Annotated in this window: 17 protein-coding genes and 1 pseudogene; 5 read left to right on the top strand and 13 right to left on the bottom strand. The window is 58.4% G+C overall.

What is annotated here, in order from left to right:
• Positions 1-389: 389 nt before the first annotated feature.
• From ACFO3E_RS09790 to ACFO3E_RS09775, 4 genes are all read right to left on the bottom strand, one after another.
• The gene (locus tag ACFO3E_RS09790) at positions 390-698 is read right to left on the bottom strand and encodes a putative quinol monooxygenase (RefSeq protein ID WP_380804247.1); all 309 of its coding nucleotides are present in this window, start codon (positions 696-698) and stop codon (positions 390-392) included.
• A gap of 40 nt (positions 699-738) precedes the next feature.
• On the bottom strand, positions 739-1,152 hold the full coding sequence (locus tag ACFO3E_RS09785; protein WP_380804245.1) for a GlcG/HbpS family heme-binding protein: 414 nt from the start codon (positions 1,150-1,152) through the stop codon (positions 739-741).
• 173 nt (positions 1,153-1,325) lie between these two features.
• Entirely contained in the window at positions 1,326-2,495 is a 1,170-nt protein-coding gene (locus tag ACFO3E_RS09780; protein WP_380804255.1) for a zinc-dependent alcohol dehydrogenase, read from the bottom strand.
• A gap of 454 nt (positions 2,496-2,949) precedes the next feature.
• Positions 2,950-3,588, bottom strand: a complete 639-nt coding sequence (locus ACFO3E_RS09775; protein ID WP_066531612.1) for a TetR/AcrR family transcriptional regulator — start codon at positions 3,586-3,588, stop codon at positions 2,950-2,952.
• Between the two features lie 298 nt (positions 3,589-3,886).
• Between ACFO3E_RS09775 and ACFO3E_RS09770 the strand changes: the two genes are divergently transcribed.
• The 4 genes from ACFO3E_RS09770 (at position 3,887) to ACFO3E_RS09755 (ending at position 9,571) form a co-directional block, all read left to right on the top strand.
• On the top strand, positions 3,887-5,188 hold the full coding sequence (locus ACFO3E_RS09770) for a DUF1214 domain-containing protein (protein WP_380804242.1): 1,302 nt from the start codon (positions 3,887-3,889) through the stop codon (positions 5,186-5,188).
• A 21-nt stretch (positions 5,189-5,209) separates the two neighbouring features.
• Positions 5,210-7,345, top strand: a complete 2,136-nt coding sequence (locus tag ACFO3E_RS09765) for a TonB-dependent receptor (protein ID WP_380804239.1) — start codon at positions 5,210-5,212, stop codon at positions 7,343-7,345.
• Between the two features lie 67 nt (positions 7,346-7,412).
• Positions 7,413-8,498 (top strand): Rieske 2Fe-2S domain-containing protein, encoded by a 1,086-nt coding sequence (locus ACFO3E_RS09760; protein WP_380804237.1) that lies wholly within the window; start codon positions 7,413-7,415, stop codon positions 8,496-8,498.
• Positions 8,495-9,571: an alkene reductase gene (locus ACFO3E_RS09755; protein ID WP_380804234.1), complete on the top strand. Its 1,077-nt coding sequence runs from the start codon at positions 8,495-8,497 to the stop codon at positions 9,569-9,571. The genes ACFO3E_RS09760 and ACFO3E_RS09755 overlap by 4 nt, the downstream gene beginning before the upstream one ends.
• Positions 9,572-9,851: 280 nt before the next feature.
• On the opposite strand, the gene ACFO3E_RS09750 is transcribed toward ACFO3E_RS09755, so the two are convergent.
• The 7 genes from ACFO3E_RS09750 to ACFO3E_RS09720 all read right to left on the bottom strand — a co-directional run bounded on the left by ACFO3E_RS09750 (position 9,852) and on the right by ACFO3E_RS09720 (position 15,047).
• Complete coding sequence (locus ACFO3E_RS09750) at positions 9,852-10,901, bottom strand: tyrosine-protein phosphatase (protein WP_380804232.1); 1,050 nt, start codon at positions 10,899-10,901, stop codon at positions 9,852-9,854.
• Positions 10,902-11,008: 107 nt separating this feature from the next.
• On the bottom strand, positions 11,009-12,514 hold the full coding sequence (locus ACFO3E_RS09745; protein ID WP_380804229.1) for a TonB-dependent receptor: 1,506 nt from the start codon (positions 12,512-12,514) through the stop codon (positions 11,009-11,011).
• A complete protein-coding gene (locus ACFO3E_RS09740; protein ID WP_380804227.1) occupies positions 12,448-13,404 on the bottom strand; it encodes a TonB-dependent receptor plug domain-containing protein in 957 nt (318 codons plus the stop codon). The genes ACFO3E_RS09745 and ACFO3E_RS09740 overlap by 67 nt, the downstream gene beginning before the upstream one ends.
• Before the next feature lie 366 nt (positions 13,405-13,770).
• Complete coding sequence (locus ACFO3E_RS09735; protein WP_066530006.1) at positions 13,771-13,956, bottom strand: hypothetical protein; 186 nt, start codon at positions 13,954-13,956, stop codon at positions 13,771-13,773.
• Positions 13,953-14,144 carry a hypothetical protein gene (locus tag ACFO3E_RS09730; RefSeq protein ID WP_380804224.1) on the bottom strand — a complete coding sequence of 64 codons (192 nt, stop codon included), beginning with the start codon at positions 14,142-14,144 and terminating at the stop codon, positions 13,953-13,955. Before ACFO3E_RS09730 ends, ACFO3E_RS09735 begins: the two co-directional genes overlap by 4 nt.
• Positions 14,145-14,211: 67 nt before the next feature.
• Positions 14,212-14,550 carry a hypothetical protein gene (locus ACFO3E_RS09725; RefSeq protein ID WP_066530009.1) on the bottom strand — a complete coding sequence of 113 codons (339 nt, stop codon included), beginning with the start codon at positions 14,548-14,550 and terminating at the stop codon, positions 14,212-14,214.
• A gap of 125 nt (positions 14,551-14,675) precedes the next feature.
• Positions 14,676-15,047, bottom strand: a complete 372-nt coding sequence (locus ACFO3E_RS09720; RefSeq protein ID WP_066530011.1) for a DUF6481 family protein — start codon at positions 15,045-15,047, stop codon at positions 14,676-14,678.
• 353 nt (positions 15,048-15,400) lie between these two features.
• Between ACFO3E_RS09720 and ACFO3E_RS09715 the strand changes: the two are divergent.
• Positions 15,401-15,725 (top strand): annotated as a pseudogene (locus tag ACFO3E_RS09715) (transposase); the annotation flags it as partial.
• Between the two features lie 143 nt (positions 15,726-15,868).
• On the opposite strand, the gene ACFO3E_RS09710 reads toward ACFO3E_RS09715, so the two are convergent.
• On the bottom strand, positions 15,869-16,816 hold the full coding sequence (locus ACFO3E_RS09710; RefSeq protein WP_380804220.1) for a GGDEF domain-containing protein: 948 nt from the start codon (positions 16,814-16,816) through the stop codon (positions 15,869-15,871).
• A 118-nt stretch (positions 16,817-16,934) separates the two neighbouring features.
• Positions 16,935-18,758, bottom strand: a complete 1,824-nt coding sequence (locus ACFO3E_RS09705) for a putative bifunctional diguanylate cyclase/phosphodiesterase (protein ID WP_380804217.1) — start codon at positions 18,756-18,758, stop codon at positions 16,935-16,937.
• Positions 18,759-18,791 lie beyond the last annotated feature (33 nt).

Below are 18,791 nucleotides of genomic sequence, written 5' to 3'. Positions count from 1 at the left end.
CTTTGGCCCTTGTCCGGGGCTCGCCCCGGACAAGGGCCAATCAGAAGAAGTGGGGAATTTTCAAATGTCCGATCCGGGGCATTTTACTCCGCCATCAACACCGGTGAAGACGGGCCCTGCTGCGCGGCGGCGAGTGTCATGGGGTCACCGCCTGCCCAGACACCAGCTCAACCCGCAAGCCAATGAGAGTCTCGTTCGCCATCTCTCCAACTCCTACAACAAGGCGTCGCTTCGAAATTCGCTTCATCTACCGCGAACGCTTCACCCCGCTAATTGTCCGCCCCGCGGCACGCTCTCGTTCGAACGGCGACGGGGACCGTGCCCCTACTCAAACTCGCCGTCGTGCAGGCTCTGGCTTGATCCGCACCGCACTCGCGGCGCCGTCCGTCCTAGTCTGGCTGCTTCTCCGCGACGACATCAAGCTGTTCGATCGTGGGCTTCTCGAAAAGCAAACCCGTATTCTCACCAAGCGCTTTCCCGACCTCACCCGATAGGTGCGCCTGGCGCCCGTCTTCGTCGGGAAAGGCGTCGAAGATCCCGAACGACGACGGTCCGAATTGGACTGCGAACCACCTGACGGTCTTGGGCTCGCCTTCGACGATCGACAGCCCCTGGTTCAAGAAGGCGCAGACGTCGTCCTCCCTGCCGGGTAGTGCTTTGAAGCGTACCAGAACCGCTTTGCTGACCCGCGTTGCCATCTTGCATCTCCCATTTGCTTAGTTCGTGTTGTCGCGATGATCAGAACGTGGCTGCGGCCGCCTCGGCGACCGTCTGGTCCTGCTCGCCGCTGCCTCCGCTCACTCCCACTGCCCCGACGACCTGGCCGTCCTGGCGGAGCGGGATGCCGCCGGCGAAGATCATCACCCGGGCATGGTTGGAGTTCTGGATGCCGTAGAACTGCTCGCCGGGCTGAGCGTTCTCGGCCAGGTCCTTGGTGGCGATGTAGAAGGCGCGCGCCGTGACGGCCTTGTTCATCGAGATGTCGACGCTTCCCACCCACGCATGGTCCATGCGGATGTGAGAGACGAGGTTGCCGCCCGCGTCGACCACGGCCACGTTGCTCGGCGATCCGATCTCGTCGGCCTTGGCCTGACCGGCGGCGATCACGCGCTGAGCGTCTTCGAGCGATACGGATTCTTGCGTGATGGTCATGGCGTAGTCCTCGGGTTAACTGCTTGAATCACCACCCAACTCTTTGTTGGTCGTCGATTGGTCATCTCCCTAAAGCGAGGCGGCTGACGCAGCCCAACGCGCGAAGCCACCATCCGGCTTGCCCATTCATCAGCACTGCGACTGATTGAGAGCGGGGCGTATTCCAGCGAAGCCTAAGGCCGCAGCACGACCTTGATCACCCCATCCTCTTTGTCGCGGAACTTCTTGTACATCTCGGGAGCGTCCTCGAGGCTCGCCGGGTGAGTGATAACAAAGCTCGGGTCGATGTCGCCGGCCTCGATCCGCGCAAGCAGCGGTTTGGTATAGGCTTGGACGTGGGTCTGGCCGGTCTTGATCGTCAGCCCCTTGTTCATCATCGCGCCGATCGGGATTTTGTCCCCCATGCCGACGTACACGCCCGGGATTGATACCGTTCCGCCCATCCGGCAGCTCATGATCGCCTCTCGCAGCACGTGGACGCGATCGGTCGCTAGAAAGGTCGCAGCTTTCACGCGGTCAAGGACCGCATCGGCCGAACCATGGCCCGAAGCTTCACAGCCGACTGCATCGATGCAACTGTCAGGGCCGCGGCCTTTGGTGCGATACTGCAGCTCGTCGTAAACGTCGACTTCACTGAAGTTGATTGTCTCGGCGCCGCCGGCCTCCGCCATCGACAGCCGCTCGGGCACCTCGTCGATTGCTATCACCCGACCGGCGCCCATCATCAGGGCTGACCGGATCGCAAACTGACCGACCGGACCGCAGCCCCAGATCGCGACGGTATCACCGGGCTCGATCTGCGCGTTCTCGGCCGCCATGTAGCCGGTGGGGAAAATGTCCGACAGGAACAGCGCCTGTTCGTCGGTGACGCTGTCGGGGACGATGATCGGTCCGACATCCGCCATGGGCACACGCAAATACTCGGCCTGGCCACCACAATAGCCGCCAAGCATGTGGCTGAAGCCAAACAGGCCGGCGGGCGAGTGGCCCATAGCCTTTATGGCGATCTCGGCGTTGGGATTGGTTGTGCAACATGCCGAGAAGAGCCCCTTCTTGCAGAACCAACACTCTCCGCAAGAGATAGTAAAGGGCACGACGACCCTGTCGCCGATCTTCAGATTGGGCACTTCGGACCCGAGCGCCACGACTTCACCCATGTTCTCGTGGCCTAGGATGTCGCCTGCCTCCATTGTCGGCTGGTAGCCGTCGAGCAGATGGAGGTCGGAGCCGCAGATCGCGCGCGCGCTGATCTTGATGATTGCATCCCGCGGATGCTTGATCTCAGGGTCCGCGACGGTGTCGACGCGCACGTCGCCTTTCCCGTGCCAGCAAAGTGCGCGCATGGTCATTTTCCGATCATTTGGCTGGGGGCGGAGCGCCGACAGGTATCGAACTAACCCCTCGGCCGCGGGAAAGGGACCAATAAATGCGTTGGAACGAAAATCTTATTTTGGTTCGAGGGGAAATCGCTTTGAACCACCGTTTCTGTTGACGGAAATGATATCGCTTCTGTCCGCTTTCAGGCGATCGGTGACGGAGCTTCAACGACCGCGTCTAGGGCGCATTGCCGATCTTCCGCTTCGACCAGCGCGATCGGCAGCATCCGTAATTTGTGGACATCTCAGGGAACGCTTGTGCCGCTTGGAAGCAGACGGCAGATTGTTCTTATAGCAGAAGCACAATCCTACGCAGGCATGACCATCAATGAACGCCAATCGCCATAAGCGCTCACTCACCCTAGTGCGCCTTGGAAGCCTGATCAATGACGGGCGGTGATGGCATGGCGCGCGAAGCCGATCAATTATTCTCTCGTATATCTACGATTGCACGCGCAGTACGCCGCAGCACAAGCTTGAAGTTCGCGACTTCCGCTGGATCTTCGGGGCGGTAAGGCCTCTGGTCGCCCAATTGCTCGGGATTGCAAACGTAGTGAAGGATGCTACCGCTCAGCAGATTGACTAGATGCATTGAGCTCGCCTCCGCGAATTTCCCAGCCGCGATGCCTTCCTGAATGATATCGCGGAAGAGCTGTAGCGCGCCTGCCGAATAATCTGGTGAATGTTCTTCGGGATGCGCAGCATTGGCGCAATTGCGCAGAATAAGCCGAGCAGCTGTAGGGCGCGATACCATATAATCGACCCACCCATCGACCAGCAGCATGAGACGTTCCCAAGGATCTTCGGCTCCGTCGAGCCTCTCATAGGTTAAACGGATCAGGCTGCTGTGAATGTCGGCGAAAATCGCGGCGTACAGCTCCTTTTTGTTGCGAAAGTAATAGAAAATCGCTGCTCGCTTAATGCCGATTGTGTCCCCAACCGCTTCTAGCCGAGTTGCCTCATAGCCCAGCTCAGCGAATGCCTTTTCCGCATTCTCCAGAATGCTCTGCCGGGTGAGTTCGCCCTTGTTGAGCTTCATGTCAGGTTTCAGAGTTGTCATCAGCGAATATGTGGCAGCCGCTTCAGAAAATGTCAAATTGACTTTCGAGTAAGTCGATTTAAACTCCAGGATGCTGGAGCGGCGGTTTCCATAATCCGCTGGCTCAGCTGCGCAGAGGATGACAGAAAAATGCGCTACCCCACGGCGGATGAAACGGAGAAAGGCGGCGCCGTAAAACCTACTTGCGAGTAAGTTTAAATCGGATCATGTAGGCTTATCGCCAATGAGAGCGGAGTCGCACGGCAGGGATGTCTGCCGAAGTGATCCGCGCTGCGCTGAACCAGGAAGGATAGCTGAAATGGACATGGAGACAGCAGGCCTGAACACCGGGCTGTCACGGCGGGGCATGCTGGCAGGAAGCGGCACACTGAGCCTTTTGTCGGCAATAGAGTTGGCGATCACACCGGCGCACGCTGCCGACGTTAAAAGCGATGCTGCGATGTTGAAGGTGTTTGAAGCAATGATGGCGCGGATTTCCAGGGTTGCGGAAACTGCTTTTGCGCGGAGTACGGCGCAATATCCTAACGCCCGCGCTGCAGGTCTGCTACATATACTCAACAACATATCCCTCGGGCTGTCGATGACTTTGCACAACGACGATCCGATGAATCCCGACCTATTCCACTACTTCGATCCGTCGCGAAAGCAGGGCGGGGACAATTCCGATGCACTCTATCTTGGCGCGCCGATTGATGGCCGTCAGGAATATCGCGTTCGTGGTAATCGTGGGTCGGCGAAGCATATTTCTTTCACCACCGTGAACCGCGGACCCACTCCTTGGGGCGGTGGAATGGGCGCCGCACTGTTTGGGCGGGACATGAAGGCAGATCCTGATGGCAACTTTGAACTCATGCTCAGCGCCCGTGAGCATTCCGGAAACTGGCTCAAGCTTGGCCCAGACGTTTTCCGGCTGACGATCCGTCAGTTCTTCGCGGACTGGGAAAATGAACGTCCGATGGTAGCAAGGATTGAGCGGCTTGGCCCCCCAGCCCCGCCACCCGACATGTCTGCGGACCGGATCATGGCAGCGCTCGACGAGACGATCGGCTGGCTCGAGAATACCGTCGTGTTCTGGCAAAATATGATCGATCTCTTTCGTAAGACGCCAAACCAGTTCATCGACTGGCGCAAGATCACCGGCGACAAAATGAATGCTACCCCCGGAGGTGATCCGGCCTGCTGCTTCTGGAAGGTGCCAAAGGGCAAGGCGCTCATTCTGCGTACTAAACCGCCCCAGTGCGAATTCTGGAATATCGAGTTCACCAATCCGTGGTGGGAAACGAATGACTACCGCTACCGCCATACTGGCATCAACGACCACACCGGCGTGCTCGAAGAAAATGGCGAATTAATTGCGGTTGTCGCACACGACGATCCCGGATTACCCAACTGGTTCGATCCGTCGGGACATACTGAGGGAATGATCGGGCGGCGCTGGATGTTTGCCGACACCACGACTTCGATTGAAACGATGCTCGTCGATCAGTCAACATTGCGCAAATATCTGCCGAAGTCGGTCAAGACGATCACGGCCGAGGGCCGGCGCGCTCAGTTGGAGCGCAAGAGAAACGGCCTATATCGCCGCTTTCACTGGTTCTGAATACAAATGGGGAGAGGGAAAATGAAATACTCAGTCGCGATTTTGCTCGCTTCGGCAGCATATTCATCAAATGCGCTGGCACAGGATAGCCAAGTCGAAGATGGCAGTCTTCAGGAAATCATTGTTACTGCTCAGAAGCGGTCGGAATCTCTTCAAGATACACCTATCTCGATTGCCGCAATTGACAGTGCCGCGCTGGAGTCAAGGCGCATAGCCTCTCTCACCGATATTGCTGGAGGGGTGCCCAATCTTCAGCTTTCACCGCATCCCAACAGCGCAGTGTCGGTCAGACCGATCATCCGTGGTGTCGGTGAGCTTTCCAACAACATCACGCGCGACTCTCCCAATGCCATCTATGTAGATGGGGTCTATGTTGGTCGTACACAGGGTCTTGGCACCGATTTGGCCGAACTTGAGCGTATCGAAGTGCTGCGCGGTCCGCAGGGCACTCTATATGGCCGCAATGCCACGGGCGGCGCGATCAGTTTCATTACCAGGGCGCCTGAGCTGGGTGAAACCTGGGTAAAACAAGACATCGGCATCGGCAACTATGACGCGTTCCGAGCGCGCACACTTGTCAACCTCGCGTTCGCCGATACCGTGGCTTTCCAGCTTTCTTATCTGAGGAACAGCCAAGACGGATTCGTAAAGAACCTCGGGACGGGGGCACCACGTTTCGGTGACGTTGATCGTCATGCGATCCGCGCCGCCGCATTGTGGAAAGCTATGGACAACGTCGAACTGCGCTACACTTACGACTCCGCGTGGATCAAGGACACATCTCCCTTCATTCAGCAGGTTCCCTTTTATCCGGCAGAAGCAAAGCGGGCGACACAAAGCAATGCCGCCGTCCGCAATTTTCAGCCTAATGACACACAGGTGCAGGGACATAATCTGACGATTTCATGGGATGCCTCGGACACCCTCACCGTGAAGTCCATCACAGGCTATCGTCGGCTCAATTCCTTTGAATATCAGGACTACCATAGCGGTGTTTTGGGGCTGTTCCCGATCTTCACGGTCAGTGACACCGTCAATCAGGAGCAGTTCACGCAGGAGCTGCAACTGATCGGTAGCGCGATTGACCAGCGGCTCAAATATGTCGCCGGCATCTATTATTTCACGGAGAATGGTGATGGCTTCAACACATCGGTGACGCCTGGTGGGCGCTCGACGAGCGCAGTGGATTTTAAGAACTCGGCCTACGCGGTTTTCGGTCAGGCAACCTTCACACCCGCGCTGCTTGATGATCGACTACATATTACTGTAGGCGCCCGCTGGTCTAAGGATAAGCGTGATGCCACGCTCGTGAAAACCAATTTCGCAGGGGTGGCGCCAGGCGTCGTCGCTATCAATGAGCATGGGCGCAGGAGTTTTCAGGATTTTAGTCCTACGGGCACAATCGCGTTCGACATCAATCGAGACGTGAACGTCTACGCTAAGCTCTCAAAAGGCTATAAGACCGGCGGGTTTAATCCGGCTGCCTCCTCGGCCGCGACCTTTGCACGTGGATTTGGTCCCGAAACGCTCATCTCCTATGAACTAGGCCTCAAGTCCGAGTTTTTCGACCGGCGTGTTCGCCTGAACGTTGCAGCCTTTTACAATGACTATAAGGACATTCAGCTCAACGTCCTCGATCCGGTTAATCCGCGCGTCAATGATGTGCTGAATGCAGGAAAGGCAAAAATCACTGGCTTGGAAGTCGATCTCTCGGCGCGAATTTTCAAAGGTATGACTCTTTCGGCCTCCTATGGTCGTGTCAATCCCAAGTACAAAAAGGTGATCGACTTTACAGGAAATGATGTCACTAGTGGCTTCCACTTTACAAATGCACCAAAGAACAGCTTCACGGTAGCCGCCGACTATAGCTCGCCGGAAACGGGCATCGGGAAATTTGACGTCAACGTTAATTACGCCTGGCAAGATCGCTATACCGCTATCGCCAACGATCCCCGATATATTGTCGGTTCGAACGGCCTACTCGGTGCCCGCATCAGCCTGTCGAAAATTCCTGGCCTCGACGGCCTCAAAATCGCGGCTTGGGGCCGCAATCTCACCAATGAGAATTATTACGCGACCTCTTTCCCGGCTGGCGTCCCGAGCGCAATTTTTGGTGCCCCTCGCACCTATGGTTTGGACCTGACCGTCGAGTTTTAAGAAATTTAGCTCGCTCGTGCGCGCATGGCGTGCTGGGCACGGGCGAGCTCCAATTGGGAAAATGATAATGGCAAATACGGCGGACTATGGCCTGGGTGAATTTAGCTATCCCCGCGGCTGGTTCATGGTCGCGGCGTCAGCTGAACTGAGAAGCGCTCCGCTGGCAGTTCGTTATTTCGGCCAGGACATGGTGATCTATCGCGGGCAGAGCGGGCGCGTCATGTTGATGGACGCATATTGTCCGCACATGGGCACGCATTTGGCGCATGGCAGCTCCTCTTACATCGTACGCGATGGGATGCAGATTGAGGGTGATTCCATCCGCTGTCCCTATCATGGCTGGCGTTTTGGACCGGACGGCAAGTGCGATGACATTCCTTACTCGCCCGCGCCCATTCCCAAGGCGGCGTGCATCCGTACGTGGCCGGTTGTCGAACGCGCGGGCTGCGTGTTCGTCTGGTACGATCCCGAGGGAGGGGAGCCTGACTATGATCTGCCTTCCTTCGCCGAGTGGGACGATCCCCGATGGGTCAACTGGACAATCGATCCGCTCGGTGAGCTACCCTGCCATCCAGTGGAAATCATCGACAATATTGGAGACAAAGCCCATCTCGAGCCGATTCACGGAAGCATTGACATGCAGCGCTTTGAGAATGTCTTCGACGCTCATGTCGTTTGGCAACATCTACGCGCTGGTCACCGCACGCTTGCGGGGCGCGAGGGCGAGTATATGGTGAATGACACTTCTTATACCGGGCCAGGCATCCTTCAATCGTGGATGGCAGGCGAATATCCATCGATCATGCTCTTCTGTCACACTCCTGTTGACGAAGGCTGTGTTAAACTCTGGCATGGGCTGACAGTGAAATCAGCTGAGGCGGTGGCCAGCGCGGAAACGATCGCCGCTGTTCGGCCCTACCAGGAGGCGAGCTGCGCGGCGCTTTCACAGGATATCCAAATCTGGCGGCACAAAAGGGCCTGCCTCAATCCCATGGTAGTTCAGGGGGACGGCCCCTTCGGCAAAGTGCGCATCTGGTACAGGCAGTTTTTCAATCCGAGGGCCCGTGCAGGGGAATATCAGATGCGCGTGAAGGGCGCCACGGTGACGCGCGGTACCGCCGAGGCCCCCTGGACCAAAGAGGCAGTGGCATGACCACAGCGACGCTTTTCGATCCCATCCGGTTGGGCGACCTTGAGCTCGCAAACCGCATTGTCATGGCGCCCATGACCCGCAGCCGGGCGGGGGATGGTGATGTCCCGACCGAACTGATGATGGAATATTATCGGCAACGCGCCGGTGCCGGCCTCATCATCACCGAGGGCACGCAACCGAGCGCATCAGGCAAGGGCTATATACGTACGCCCGGAATTCATAGCGAGGCGCAGATTGCCGGCTGGCGCAGGGTGACCGATGCTGTTCATGCGGAGGGCGGGCAGATCGTGCTCCAGATCATGCATTGCGGGCGTGTCGGCAGCCTTCTGAACAAGGCCCCCGGAACGGAGACGATCGCACCATCTGCAATCCGCGCAAAGGGAGAAATCGTTACCGATAAGGGGATGATACCCTTTGACGAGCCGCGCGCGATCGAGCTTAGCGAGATCCCGAAGCTAATCGAAGAATTTGCGCAGGCCGCGCGGAACGCGATAGCCGCCGGCTTCGATGGGGTCGAACTGCATTGCACCAGCGGCTATCTGCCGGCACAGTTCCTCTCGTCCGGCAGTAACCGACGGACCGATGACTATGGTGGTTCCGCGGCTAATCGGATCCGACTCGCCGCTGAAACAATTGAGGCGATGGTAGCTGCTGTCGGGGAGGGTCGAGTGGGCTTCCGCATCTGCCCAGGCAATCCCTTTAATGATATTTGGGACGACAATCCGACGGAGACCTATGGGGCATTGCTTGAGAGGCTTTCGTCTTTGAACCTTGCTTATTGCCATCTAATTGATGTGGCCAATCCACAGCTGGATAGTCTCGTGTTGGTAAGACGCAAATGGCGGGGTAACCTCATCCTGAACGAAGGGCTGACGCGCGCCCTTGCCGAGCAACTGCTTGCGAAAGGGGTGGCTAGCGCCTTTTCCTTCGGCCGGCCGTTCATCGCCAATCCGGATCTGCCTTTCCGCCTCAAGTCTAATGCCGCTCTGGCGCAGTTCGATGCGTCAACTCTCTATACTCCAGGTCCACGCGGATATATCGACTACAGCATGATTGAACAGACCAAAGGCTAAATTCTCCCTAGCCTCTGGGCACTTGGGGAGCACGATTGTGCTCCGCTTTTTCATGATATCGCGTTCTCAGCTGCCCATCTGGCGCCAACATGCCGCTTTAGAGGCGGACAGCGGTCAAACATGTCCGGCAGCACCTTTCCGCGAGACGCTCGGTCCGGGGGGCCTGAAGGAGCGAGTGAGCTTAGCAGACGGTCCACACCTAGGGATAGTAAATTGGCCGCTGAACGGCAAAGGAGAAGGGTCGGCTGCGACTGCATGGCCTTTGCGGAAGTGTCGCACATTATTCGAGGTAACCAGCTCGCAGGGCTGCCAGGTCAAGCTTCGTTACGCCGATCTCCTGATCGAGATAGTTTTCCACCGAGCCCCATCGGCTGTCGACCTCGTCAAATGCATGGCTGAGGAAGGGGGTGCCATCTGCCTCCTTTAGAGGCTGCGGTATGGCCGCTGCCGGGTCCTGCTGATATTTGGCGAAGAACATCGCAACCGGATTGTTGGCCTGGGCCACTGTGTCGATCTTGGGCATTTCCCATTCGGGCCGCCTGTAGGTGGTGGAGAGATGATAGTCGGCGACGATCGTGGCGCGCGGGACGACCAGCGCGGACAAGATCATGGCCGTGACAAAGCCGGTTCGGTCCTGCCCCGCGGAGCAATTATATGCGATCGCTCCCTTTCGAGCGAGCAGGTCCTGAAATATCAGACGCAACTGCGGCGCCATCATCGTCGGCAGGTTCCGATAGACACCCTGCCCATTTTTGGGGACGCTCCCGCCGGTCAACGCCGACATCGAATAGCCGACAGCCTGGTAGGGTACGCCGTCTATTCGGGTGGGCGCGATCACCCGTTCCTCGCCCGAGCGCAAATCGACTAGGTTCGCGAGCTGGAGCGCCTGGATCTGCTTCACGTCGGCGTCGGTCAGGAGGGGCTGGCCACCGGAGCGATAGATCAGGCCCCAGCGGACATGCTTGCCGTCGGCGGCCGGATAGCCGCCAATGTCGCGGAAGTTTGATCCCTGCTGCAAGGGCAGCACTCGCTCCGCCACGCGCACCAAATCGCCGGACTTGTGGCCCCTCAGCAGGAAATAGGCGCGTTCGCCGGCTGCGACCTTCACTGTCTCAGTGCCGTCGCGATCCTCCTTCGACACCAGTTTCGCATCGTCCGGCTTTGCGTCGGGATCGTCGGAGAGAAAAATGTCGACAGGTTCCCGACCGGACCAGCTGACCGTCAGTGCGTCTAGCGCCGTTCGCGTCACCAGCGGCGCCTGGACAGCCTCGGCATGGGCCGTGCCGGCCAACAGCAGCGTGATCAGGGGCAAGACGGTTTGAAGCTTCATGGGGCGTTCCTCTCGCGGCGTTTGTATCGGCGGCCTTGCCGAAATAATGTGAAATTCAGATGGCAGAGGGAAACGACGGGCGCTCAGCCCATCGTTCCCTGCCGTCGTCAGAAGCGAAGATTGATCTCGCCGCCGAAGGTGCGCGGCTCGTTGAAGAAGCCATTGAGGCCCGAAGTCGGGCTCAGCCCCTTGTAGAAGAGATGCTGTTCGTTGAAGAGGTTGCGCGCCCACAGCGCAAAGCTGACCTTGGCATCCGTGCCCGTCTGCACGTCCGAAATGGCGAGGCGGCCGTTCACGATGAAGGCCTTTTCGCCGATCGGTTGGTAGACGTTCGAGGCGCTACCGGGACCGACATAGACCGGGTCGTTGGCATTGACATAAAAGCCCGAGTCATAATTGCCGTCCAGATGCGCGCGAATGGTGAAGCCGTCCATCGGCAGCTCGTAATCGATCGCGCCGCTCGCCGAATATTTAGGGGTGTAGGTCTGGTAGATCGGCACGGCGATGGGGCTGATCACGCCCGCGGCGTTCGGATAGGGATTCACCGTCGAGGGGATGCGGACATATTGATAGGCGTAGGAGGCCGACAGGGTCAGGCCTTCGAGCGGATTGACCGTCAGGTCCGCCTCGATCCCGTGCACGCCGCCCTTGCCCGGCGCGTTCACCGTGGACAACGTGGTGCGCGTCTGGCGCACGCCGCCGATTTCATAGGGGCGGCTGAAGTCGACCTGGATATTCTTGTAAGTTCCGGCATAGGCCGCGATGTTGAAGCGCGCGCGATTGTCGAAAAACTCGGTCTTCGCGCCGATTTCGAAGATCGACACCGATTCCGGGTTGAACGGGTCATATTCCTGCGAACGCGAATTGGCGCCGCCGGATTTATAGCCGGTGGACCATTTGCCGTAGACGTGCATGTCCTGGCTGAGGTCAATCGCAAGATTGACCATCGGGTCGACCCGCGACCAGCTGGCGTCCAGCCCGATCTCACCGGCCAAGCCGTTGCGGTTCACTGGCAGCGCGCCGTTGACGATCGCCAGCGCGCCATGCTTGCTGTCCCTGGTCCAGCGCAGGCCGCCGGTCAGGTGCACGGCGTTGCCCAGCATATCGGGGGTCCAGGTCGCCTGGCCGAAGGCCCCGATGCTCTTGGTCGTGACATGGCTGGCGCGGTCGATCCGCTGCGCGGCGGGATCGAGCGAAAGGACCGTGTAGGTCGATCCGGCTGCGTTGGTGAACATGTTGGTGTTGTACGCCTGCGCATTGTCCGACACATGCTCGCGATAGTAGAGCGCGCCGGCGACAAACTTCACGCGGCCGATGTCGCCAATGGCCTGCAACTCCTGGCTCCGCTGGTTCTGCCAGAAATGGGCGAGGCTGTAGCGGGCAAACTGGAAGTTGGTGAAGCCGCCAGCGGCATTGGCGGCCAGTGACGCCGCGGGTGAGGACATAGAGGTCGCGGCCGAGGCATTGTCGAACTGGCTCTGGCGCAGCTTGCGGTAGGAACTAATCGACTTCAGGGTGAGCTCGGGCGACGCCTCCCATTCAAGCGTCAGGCGGTGGCCGTGCACATTGCCGACGCTGGGCTGCAGCGGCACGCCGACATTGGCGGTGCGCACGCGATCGGGCTGGACCGTGGCGATCGCCGCGCGCGTGTTGGTGCCGGGCGCGACGAGATTGAGGTAGAGCGAGGTCGATTCATCCTTAGAAATGTCGAAGGAATAGTCGGCGCTGAAATCGGGGGACGGCGTCCACAGCGCTTCGACATGCAGGCCGCGCTTGTCATATTGATTGAAGCCGTCGGCGCCGGAGAGCGGGTTTTTTTCACCAGCGGGTCGCGATGGGCGACCACGCCGTCGATCTTAACCGCGATGTCGTTGAACGACGGGAGGTCCAGATGCATCTCGCCCTTGTAGGCGCCGAAATTGCCGATACCGCCGGTTGCGTTCACATGCAGTTCGCCGCTCGGCTTTTTCGTGACGATATTGACAGCGCCGCCTTCGGTGTTGCGTCCGAAGAGGGTGCCCTGCGGACCCTTGAGCACCTCGACATTCTCGATATCGAACAGGGCGGTGCCAAGGCCCTGGGCGCGCCCCAGATAGACGCCGTCGATATAGACGCCGACGCCCTGATCGCGCGCTGGCTGGTTGGCGTCCGACAGCACGCCAATGCCGCGGATGTTCACGACCAGCGCCGAACTGCGAGAATAGAAGGGCGCGATCTTCAGGGATGGAATGGAGCCATCGCCGAGGTCGACAAGCGATGTGACATGGCGGCTGACGAGGTCCTCGGCGCGCATCACGGACATGGAGATCGGCGTGGACTGGAGGCTTTCCGGGCGCTTCTGGGCGGTGACGGTGACCACGGTTAGGCCGCTGTCCTCCGCCAATGCCGCGGCTGCGGCGGCATCGGCCGTGACGGCGTCCACCGCGGCTGCCGGCACTGAGCTCATCGCGACGAAAATGAGGCTGGAGGCCGTCAAGGCCATCCGGCTGCGCATGCTGATCATGATTTTCCCCTTGGATCGACCCGTCTCTCCGGACCGGCCTTGCAGCGCCACTAGGGAAGCGATGTTGCAGTTGCGCGAATGATCTGTGACTCTTCTGCGATGATCACATTAAACTTATAAGACCGAACAACGGCATTTCATCCAGCTGATTAGCAATAGGATATATTTAAGACGAAGGTCCAATCGAACTGCAATGTCCTCATGTTTTGATGAATAAGGTTAGAGAACAATTGGCGGCGCAGTTGCTGACATGATTAGAAGTGCAGACTTGGACGAATTTGCGGTCGGTTGGCAACGAGCGGACAGTCCACTCCCGAGAAGTGAGATTTGGTAATGGAGCGGCCGATAAGGGTCGAACTCCGCGGACTACGCCTCAGCGAGCGCTTCCATTACCGATTCGAGGTCGCCCTTGACGACGATGTAGTGTCCCTTCTCGAAATTAACGGCACTGGCTTGATCCGTTCCTCTGTAACGCCGAACGAAGCTGACACGGTCCGCATTGATGGTGAGGACATCGCCATCGGGCGTTTCGAATTTCACGTATCCGTTCATGGCGTTTTCCCCTCGGAGCGGGACGGGTCAGATGCGGCGCCTTTCTTGGCTTTATGCTTAGCAAGCAATTCGTCCAATTCCGCTATTCGGATGCGCTCCGGGGTATCCTTTGCAAGACCTTTCAGCCTGCATTCGGCCCATAGGCTTCGGCGTTCCGACTCCAATGCTTTCTGATACAAATCGGCCATGCTTTCTCCAGAATTCGGGTGGATGCTCAGTGTTGATACGTTGCCCTGAACGCCAAGGCTGATTTGATCAGCGCTGTTTCTTGGCCGTGGCAGCGTTGAAATCTGGGGCCTTGTTCGACACCCAATCGACAAATTTGCGCACGGTAGGATTGGCCAGCAGTCCCTCCACATCCATCCCATAGCGCTGCAGTTCGCTGTTGGTGAAATGGGCGGTCAGCGTCTGCTGGCAAATGGGATGCATGGGCACAACATCACGCCCGCCCCTGCTCTTGGGCACTGGGTGGTGCCAAACGATGGTCTTGCCGGTAGGCCGATCACATAGCCAGCAGCATACTACAGCCGCCGGAGCCTCGTTCTCGCGATGCAGGTCTTCGTAGGAGTCATGTTTCAAATGCTTGCGGGCCATGCGCTTACCTGAATTGCCTCAAAAAATTACGCTGCCCGATTATCGCAGTGATGAGGCCGAGATTTCCACACCGGCATCTCCAATTTGCGGATCGCACCAGGTCATCGGCCGTCCCGCAGGAGGCGTTATTTATTTCGAGCTTTGCGCGCAGCGTAGCGAGCGTCCCGCGCAGCCTTCATTTCCGCGGCGCTGGCAGGCGTGAGCCTAGCGGCCTTCAGTGCTGCAGCGGCATCAGCGGCGGCTTGTTTTTCGGCCTCTGCCGCCTGTCCGGCCGCTTTGCGTTCTGCCTTTTGAGCTTTGGCTAAAGCAACGGCCTCAGCCTTAGCCGCCCGCTCGATTGCAATTGCTTGATCCTGCGCTTCGCGCGCCTTGCGTCGTTCCGCCATAAGTGCCTCGTCGACGGGTGGCTTGGCTCTCAGTGCATCTAAGGCCTTCTGTTTGGCCGATCCTGCTGCGGCGATACGGTCTTGGAACGAGGGAGCTTTATAGGAAGGCAATGGTCATCCTTGAACATTCAATATCGATGGCGCTCCGCGTGCTACAAAGGCGAGATACGCTTAGCGTTGAACCAAAAGCCATTAGCAAAAAACCTCACTGATCTCAAGGTCGCCGGATTGCGCGGTACGAATGCGATACCTTCGACCTGGCCTGTGCTGCCTTGTCATGACCGCCCGTATTCCATTGCTTCGCGTCCGCGGATAGCGGCCTATTTGCCTGAGCTGCCGGTCCGCACCTAGAAGAGGAAGATTTGCAGCTGTGCGTCCGGGAAGCGCCGATTGTGTTGAAAAAGACGGGCTCGAAGCAGCGGGAGAGTGCTGATTCAATCATCGCGGGCCAGCGGAGACGTCCGATGATGGGTGAACGCACGGTGGCGCAGGAAGCGCTGTTCTACAGCTTCAGTCTCGAGCGTCATGTGCCGGCAGAGCATATGTTGCGTTCGATCGACCGGTTCGTGGATCTCTTGGCAATCCGTGAGCATCTGCGCCCCTCTTACAGCGAGACGGGTCGGCCCTCGATCGACCCGGAGTTGATGACCCGGATGCTGATCATCGGCTACTGCATGGGCATCCGTTCCGAGCGGCGCCTATGCGGGGAGGTCCATCTCAACCTGGCGTATCGGTGGTTCTGCCGGCTGGACCTGGAGGGGAGACGTGCCCGATCACTCCACCTTCTCGTTAGAACCGGCACGGCAGCCTGCTGCGGCCGGCGACGCGAAAGGCTGAAATGGGGTAGCGCGGGATGCCTTGTTTGGCCGACATCGATTGCGAGTGGCAAGGTGCAAAAGATTACCCTCCCGCACCGACGGGCGGACCACGTGCTAACCTTTGACGCGGTTTCCTCCTGCTTCTGACGCAGACATGAGATTGGCTCGCGCCAGATCCAAAACGTCTGTCGTAATCTCGCGATGGCCGACTACGATGCCCGCCGACGCTGTCACCACGCCTATCCATTCTCCGGTACCGCGCAGCCTCAACCGCCGTTGTGACATAGCCACCAACGCTTCTTCAGCTATGACACGCGCATGCATGAGCGGGGTTTCTCTCAAAACAACTACGAACTGATTGCCCGCCCAACGGATTAGCTCTTGCTCTTGGAAGAAATGTCGGAGTGTAGATGCGAGTGCGCTAAGTATATTGTCACCAACGGACCGATCGTGCTTTGCGTTAAGATCCGACAAATTGTCTAGACCAAACATAATGATTATGTAACTTCGACCATCACAGGTTAGGTTCCGCAATACATCGTGCGCTCCATCTCTGTTGAGAGCTTGTGTCAATGCGTCTCGACCTTGATCAGGCTCACCATCTGCCTTGCTATCGAGTCGCGCCTGGAGCTTTGTCACATTGCTTCGCAACTCGGCGAGTTCGCGTTCTGCGTAAGCTAGACGGCTCAAAAATTCACTGCTTGCCTCCGGCCATCCGGTGGCTTCGCTGACTGTGTTGGCGACATCACGCTCTAAGCCGCTGGTCACCTCATGGACCTCTGACGTAAGGTCTCCCAATTGCCTCGTTTGCTGCGCTACTTCTTTCTCTCGCTTGTCGAGCATAGCCCTGTTTTTTCCGAGGAAGTCCTGAACAATTTTATCAGCTTCACTCCAAGCCAAGCGGACGCCGCCATCTGTCCGTGTCTCAATGTCTTTGACCAAATCCGGGAGATCACCGGTAATATAGGCCAATGCCATCTCATAATATATAGCCGACGGTTCAAGTTGATGATGATCAAGAAAGGCAAGAGACTTCCGTGCCTGTTCGAACGTTATTGCCATTTGTCGCGACCACATTGCTAATTGTGAACTTTAATCATTCTCGAAGGATACAGCGTCGGCGAGCAACGTTTCGACGGGTTGACCGCATTTGATCGGAGGCTTTGGCGGACCCAGAATCTTACTCTAAAACCTCACGCCCTCCGAACGCCTCTAACTGCGGCCGCGGGTTTGCACAGAGAAGTTGCGGCACCCCATCTGCATGTGACGGACGGCCGAAATAATAGCCTTGCGCGTAGCCGCAGCCCATCGCGTGAAGGAAGCGAGCCTGCTCAGGGCATTCGATGCCTTCCGCCACCACATCAATTCCCAAATTTGCCGCGAGATCAGCGACCGCTCTGACGATCGCGGCAGTCTGCGGATCGGTGTGGACCTTGGCAACGAAAGAGCGGTCGATCTTGACCACTTTGACCGGGAAATCGAGCAAGTGCGACAGAGAGGAATATCCCGTGCCGAAGTCATCTAGGGCTATACGCACCCCGGCCTCGTTCAGCACTTTCAGGGCACGGCTAACGTACTCCGCGCCGCGATCGAGGAAGACGTGCTCGGTAACCTCAATCTCGATCAGCTCGGGCGACACGGCGTGTTCCTTCAAACGGCCGAGTAGCCGCTCGGCATAGTCGTCGCGCAGAAACTCGGCTGGCGCCGCGTTGATCGAGATGCGGCCAATGCTAAGCGAGCACGCGCTCCACGATGCGATATCATGCAACACCTTTTTCTGCATCAGCTCGCCAATGGCAGAGGCCAGCTCATAGTCCTTAAACGCCTCTGAGAGTGTATCGGGCAGCTGGAGGCCGCGTGTGGGGTGGTGCCACCGTAATAGCGCTTCGAAGCCGACGGTTCTGCCCGTCTTCATCTCAACCTTGGGTTGATAGACAGGTACCAGCGCCCGATTTGAAATCGCTCTCCGGGCTAAGCTCAGTTGTGCTGCCGCCATCTGCAGCTGCTCACGCATGTTACTGTGAAACATTTTGGTGCCGCCGCGCCCCGACGCCTTAAGCGCGTAGAGCGCGGTATCGGCATATTTGAGCAGGTCATTGGCGCAATTGGCATCACGGGGAAACATGGCACCGCCGATGCTGGCTCCGCTTCCGATTACACGGCCCTCAAAGACTATCGGGTCGCGCAACCGAGAAAGGATATTTTGGCCTATGGCTAGCATCTCAGCTTCTCCCTCGACGCCCGGCAGGATGACGGCGAATTCATCGCCCCCTAGCCGAGCGACGTAATCCTGGATCCGCACCGTCTCCCTCAGCCGCCTTCCAAACGTCTTCAGGAGGCGATCGCCGGCACCGTGCCCCAACGTGTCGTTCACAAGTTTGAAGTGATCGAGGTCGATCAGCAACAACCCGATTCGTGCGTCCCCATCCATGGCCTGGATGGTCGCCGCCCGGAGATGAGCTTCAAAGGCCCGGCGATTAGGCAGCTTGGTAAGATCGTCGTGCTCACTGGCCCAGCGCAGCTCGTCCGCCGCGACGCGCGCGGCAGTCACATCGCGCGAGATCGCCAGTAGACGCAAGACAGTGCCATCCTCGGTTTGCATCGGGCTGACCACGACGTCCCACCAGCGCGGCGAGCCCAGCGCGGTTGGACAAAAGCCGGTGAACCGCGCCGTCACTCCGGCGCGGGCACGACCCACAGCTGCGCGAACTTGGGCCTGCATGGCTTGGAGCCAAACCAGGCTCCATTCGCGTCCGACGATCTGGTCGGCCGAGATCAGTTCCATCGCGCAGAGACCGGGAGGGTTCATCAACTGAATCGTCCCGTCACACGAAAGGATTTTGATGCAGTCGGCGCTCGATTCAAGGATGCTGCGGCTGAGAGCCTCGCTGTCGTGCAGCGCCGCCATTAGCGACCGTGCCGTCGTGCGGCGCAGCCGGCGGTCGATCCGGCTCGGCCGTGTGATCGTGCCATTACATTGTGAATCGGCGGTCAAATATCCCATGCCATGCCCCTCCGCTAGCTCGCACAGGACTAC

Source organism: Sphingobium tyrosinilyticum (assembly GCF_042654265.1).
In the GTDB taxonomy this organism is placed as follows: domain Bacteria; phylum Pseudomonadota; class Alphaproteobacteria; order Sphingomonadales; family Sphingomonadaceae; genus Sphingobium; species Sphingobium tyrosinilyticum.
This window is presented reverse-complemented; position numbering and strand designations above follow the sequence as displayed.

Coding starts and splice junctions, on each gene's coding strand:
- ACFO3E_RS09790 (WP_380804247.1), bottom strand. CDS start 698: ATGGCAACGCGGGTCAGCAAAGCGGTTCTGGTACGCTTCAAAGCACTA.
- ACFO3E_RS09785 (WP_380804245.1), bottom strand. CDS start 1,152: ATGACCATCACGCAAGAATCCGTATCGCTCGAAGACGCTCAGCGCGTG.
- ACFO3E_RS09780 (WP_380804255.1), bottom strand. CDS start 2,495: ATGCGCGCACTTTGCTGGCACGGGAAAGGCGACGTGCGCGTCGACACC.
- ACFO3E_RS09775 (WP_066531612.1), bottom strand. CDS start 3,588: ATGACAACTCTGAAACCTGACATGAAGCTCAACAAGGGCGAACTCACC.
- ACFO3E_RS09770 (WP_380804242.1), top strand. CDS start 3,887: ATGGACATGGAGACAGCAGGCCTGAACACCGGGCTGTCACGGCGGGGC.
- ACFO3E_RS09765 (WP_380804239.1), top strand. CDS start 5,210: ATGAAATACTCAGTCGCGATTTTGCTCGCTTCGGCAGCATATTCATCA.
- ACFO3E_RS09760 (WP_380804237.1), top strand. CDS start 7,413: ATGGCAAATACGGCGGACTATGGCCTGGGTGAATTTAGCTATCCCCGC.
- ACFO3E_RS09755 (WP_380804234.1), top strand. CDS start 8,495: ATGACCACAGCGACGCTTTTCGATCCCATCCGGTTGGGCGACCTTGAG.
- ACFO3E_RS09750 (WP_380804232.1), bottom strand. CDS start 10,901: ATGAAGCTTCAAACCGTCTTGCCCCTGATCACGCTGCTGTTGGCCGGC.
- ACFO3E_RS09740 (WP_380804227.1), bottom strand. CDS start 13,404: ATGATCAGCATGCGCAGCCGGATGGCCTTGACGGCCTCCAGCCTCATT.
- ACFO3E_RS09735 (WP_066530006.1), bottom strand. CDS start 13,956: ATGAACGGATACGTGAAATTCGAAACGCCCGATGGCGATGTCCTCACC.
- ACFO3E_RS09730 (WP_380804224.1), bottom strand. CDS start 14,144: ATGGCCGATTTGTATCAGAAAGCATTGGAGTCGGAACGCCGAAGCCTA.
- ACFO3E_RS09725 (WP_066530009.1), bottom strand. CDS start 14,550: ATGGCCCGCAAGCATTTGAAACATGACTCCTACGAAGACCTGCATCGC.
- ACFO3E_RS09710 (WP_380804220.1), bottom strand. CDS start 16,816: ATGGCAATAACGTTCGAACAGGCACGGAAGTCTCTTGCCTTTCTTGAT.
- ACFO3E_RS09705 (WP_380804217.1), bottom strand. CDS start 18,758: ATGGGATATTTGACCGCCGATTCACAATGTAATGGCACGATCACACGG.